At 60.5% G+C, this 4,200-nt stretch carries 3 protein-coding genes; all 3 read right to left on the reverse strand.

Features of this window, described 5'->3' with window-relative positions:
* Nucleotides 1-2,444, reverse strand: a 2,444-nt coding sequence (locus AB4043_RS16625; protein ID WP_442307556.1) for a hypothetical protein, incomplete at its 3' end; no start/stop codon positions are given.
* A complete protein-coding gene (locus AB4043_RS16630) occupies nt 2,441-3,667 on the reverse strand; it encodes a DUF2891 family protein (protein WP_442300496.1) in 1,227 nt (408 codons plus the stop codon). The genes AB4043_RS16630 and AB4043_RS16625, both read right to left, overlap by 4 nt.
* 78 nt (nt 3,668-3,745) lie before the next feature.
* The coding region (locus AB4043_RS16635; protein ID WP_442307557.1) for a hypothetical protein at nt 3,746-4,200 on the reverse strand (455 nt) is incomplete at its 5' end.

Below are 4,200 nucleotides of genomic sequence, written 5' to 3' on the forward strand. Positions count from 1 at the left end.
GCCAGGATCTGATGAATGATCTTCGGCATGGTTGTGTCCTGGTAATGCTCCCAGAACATCTCCACGTCCGTGGGCACACGCTCGGTTACGATGCACGATCCATCGGCAGCGCTAAAGGTCACCCAGCCCGTCTCAATGCCGACCTGCTCGTAGTTATTGAACTCAGTGGAGTAGGGCCGTTGATGTACATAGGTCGTGAACTCGCGAGTCAGGATTTCCTTACCGGCTTTATCAAAGGCGCGGACGCGATAGGTGGGGCCGCCGTCGCTGCTCATCTTCTTGAAGGCAATGTTGACCAATGGAAGCTTAAGGTCGCGCGCGAGGATTTCGTCAACGGGATAGAGCTCCTGCACCCAGCGCTCTTCGGTGCGCATCGTGGATTCGCTCTTAGGATCGCGGTAGGGTGCGAACTCGATGATGAGCTTGTCTGCGTGCTTCGTGGCAAGTTCCGGCTCAACCGAGTCGACCAGCCAGCTATATCCCTGCTTGTAGGATGAGAGGACTTCCACACGCGCATTCTTCACACCTGCGGCCTCGAGCGCAGACTTGAGTTGTGTGGCGAGAAGCTTGCGTTGCCCGGGACTTTCGCTGACGCCTGCCTGCACCAACACAGGCTCGCCCGCATGCGCTTGCGCAGCGAGTTTCTGCGCCGTCGCCAGCATACGCTTGCCCTCCCACTCAAAGGTGAGATCTTCGGCGAAGGTAGGCGTGGTCTGCTTGAAGGGCGCAACCTCAGACTGCAGGTGCATGGGAACATCGCCGTCGCAGCACTTCACACCAGCGTGTTTGCTGCCGGTAACGACTTCAATGTTCGTCGTATGCAGACGCTCGGCAAGCATGCCGCGAATGAAGCTGTTCAGTTTGGGGTCAACCTCATCGACATCGACATCGGCGCGAATGCTGGTAAGTCCGGTGGGGTGATCTTTCGCAAGCTTCGCCGACCACTGATCGAGATGGTAGAGCGCCGCCGCGGCCTGCCCCACATCGGACTTCTGTCCGAAGAAATGCCGCAGGTCGTCACGCACCTCTTCGACAGAGGCGTAGCGTTTGTTCGGCTCCCAAAGATAGGGCAGATGGTTTGCAGCATAATCGAGTGCGGCCGTAGCGCCCGCACTGTCGCCGCGTATCAGCAGAGCATCGCTCTTACCGGCGGCATGATCCACGATGCGCAGCTCGCCCTCGCCGGCAGCAAGTGTCGGAAGAGCCTTGCCTGCGCCCGGTTGCATCTTGTCGAGGTCGATGTTCGGCTTGGCGGCGAGCAGGTCGCGCAGGTGGTCGGCCGCGGGCGATCCTTCCGCCATCACCGGAGTTCCCTGCAACTGCGAGGGCGTAACACCGGTTTCAGGCACAGCCAGCGGAAGCGTAATCCCGACCGTTTCAAGACCGATGCGTGCTGCCAGATTCGCCATCGCGATTCCCTGCGGACCTGCGGGAACGTAGAGCTTTGCGGCGGTACCGGCAGGAATAGGCTTCTTGGCGTTGCCGGTCAGCAGGCCTTTGATGGTGTAAAGCCGAGCGAGATCGAGGACGCGGGCATCACCGTTGCCTTCCGGCATCGCAGGTAGCGCACCGGCGCGAGCCGCCGCCGAACCAGCAAACGTCAGCGGTGTATCGCCAAGCATAATCTGCACCTCACGTACGGCGCCGAAGGATACGGGTGTTCCAGCTCCTTCTTCCGGTTTCAATAGCTTCTGCAGTGTGGCAACATCGATCGTTCCGTCCAGCTTCAACACCGCGCGGCGAATGCCGCCATTGTTACCGGCAAAGACCAGTGCCTGCAGTTCCGTCTTAGCGGTGCTCTTCCCTTTTACGAGTGCGGCATTGATGTTCTTTGCGGGTAGGCCGATCTTGTCCCCCGGAACAGACCATAGGAACGGCGCGCGCTGCGCATACGCATTGGCAGCATTCAGCAGACCTACGGGATCCGGACCGACGACCGCAATACCGCCGTCGACCGCGACCACGGCTCCTTCGCCGAAGCCCAGCGTACCGGCCACGGCACGAACAGCCGCGGACGCTGCCGCAGGAACTGCGCTCTCGCCAATCCAGATATTCGGTGCGCTGCCGGTACATCCTGTCACAGCCTGTGGAGCCCCATGAATCACCACAGGCAGCGTCAGTGCGGAGGTCTCATAACCTACACGGGCTGACAGATTGGCGGCAGCAGCGTTCTCGGCCGCATTTGGATTCGTTGGGACGATAATGTGTCCGCACACAGCATCCGCAATCTTGTCACCGTTGGTGTCCTGCAGCAGCATACCGGGCTGCCATGGGTTCTCGAGGAAGGTCTCCTTCTCCACCGCGGGTGCGGGAGCCGCGGCATCCGCCGCTGGGGTGGGCTTCGATGCCGCCGCTGGAGCAACAGGCTTCTTCTTCTGACTGTGCAGCGGCGACGCGGCTGCGAGCACAAGCGTGCATGCGATCGGCAGTGCAAGACGTTTCATCGAGATCTGTCTCCGTTCACAGGTTTGGTGGAGTCCACGGGAGGAAGAGCATTGGTGGGGCCCGAAGGCTGCGGTGGCGCATGACGCGCCGCGCGCAGATAAAGTACGGCATACGTACCCAGCCAGTGTGAACCCAGATAGCCCGCATCGGGAAGGCCCTTCAAACCGCCGGCAGCGTTAATGGCCGCAAGCTGCTGCAGCAGGGCGATGCGCGCGTCTTTCGCTGGAAGCGCATCGGCGATCTCGGTCATGGCGTAGGCACGATCGAAGGCAAGACCGATGAGGTGCGACTTGCCGGCGAACTCTTCCTTATCGGTGATCCTGGAGACGTCGACACTTTTTGCCAGCGTCTGGAACTGCGGCGACTCCAGCGGCGGAAGGAAATCGGCCAGCCACTGCGGAAACTGTTCCCGCGGAAGAATACGGCTCATCAGCTGAGCTTCTGCCAGGCAGGGCGAGAGGAACTCGGTGCCGCCGGGCTCAAAGGCAGTGGGGCAGTCGCGGTCCGTAGCAAAAAGCCGGTTGGCGTTGCGCGCCACAGCGTCCTTCAATTTGTCATTGGGCACAGCGCTCAGCGCATCGAGTACCAGCACCATCGACATCGCGGTATTCGGATGCACGCCCGCGCGGGAGGCGACGGGCAGATGATCGTAGTACTCAATCAGCTTGGTGGAAAAGAACTCCTGCAGCGGCTTGATATTCGCCGTGAGCTTGGCCGCTTCAGGATCGTTCCACATGCTGAGCTCGGCGTGCAGCTTCAAGAGCCAGGCATAGCCGTAGGGTTTCTCAAAGTTCTTTGCGGTCTTGAAGAACTCCAGCTCGCCGGCGATGTTCTTCTCTCCGAGATGTTCCGTGAGCTTCTCCTGCATAAGGCGGCGCAGGGGAAGATCGGGATAGTCCTTGGACAACGCGACCATCATCCAGGTACTGTTCACGGCGGAGTGCCAATCATAACAGCCATAAAAGGCGCGGGTTTTGTCGTAGTCGAACGGCAGTTTCGGGCGTTCTCCGTAGAGCCACAGATACTGTGCGCCTTCGGGCGCTGCCTGAGGATGATCGACACACGAGAGCGGCCATGCCGCCAGATAGGTGGCCTGTTCAAGCCCGAAGCTGGGGACTGTCACCTTTGGCAAAGACTTGCCGTAGGCAGCAAGCTTCGACGTATCCACAGAACGATGCTGGGCCACGGCAATAGCCGAGCCCAGCGTGATAACCAATGACACAGACTTCCATCCAACTGCCATGCCTGCCCTCGCAGAAAAAGGGTCCCGCCGCGCAGCGGGACCCGGGTCACGACGACGTTAGAAGGTGAAGCGGGCCGCCAGCTCACCCTGTTGACGATTGCCTGAGTCAGTAGCGCGGCCGAAGGTGGCCGATGCCGCCGAGGTTGTAATGCTGTTGTAGAGGTAGTTATTCGCGCCGAAGAGGTTGAAGGCCTGACCATAGACCTCGAGGCTGAAGCGGTCGTGGATGCGGAAGTTCTTCAGCAGCCGCAGATCGAAAGACTTGTACGCACTGTTCTGCACGGTGGATGGGTCGACCGCCGCCAGGCCGCGCGACGCGCGGTAGGTGTTGATCAACGAGAAGTCCACATCGCGGTTGACCTGGTTGCGGGTGGTGCCGGGCACATATTGCGTTACCGAGTCGGCATTCACCGTCGCGGCATAAGCACTGAACGGGGTGGCCGAGCGAAGCGTGAGGATGCCGCTGCTCATAATGCCCCAGGGAAGCTGATATCCGAAGCTGGCCACCAGGG

It is taken from the genome of Terriglobus sp. YAF25, assembly GCF_052113305.1.
In the GTDB taxonomy this organism is placed as follows: Bacteria; Acidobacteriota; Terriglobia; order Terriglobales; family Acidobacteriaceae; genus Terriglobus.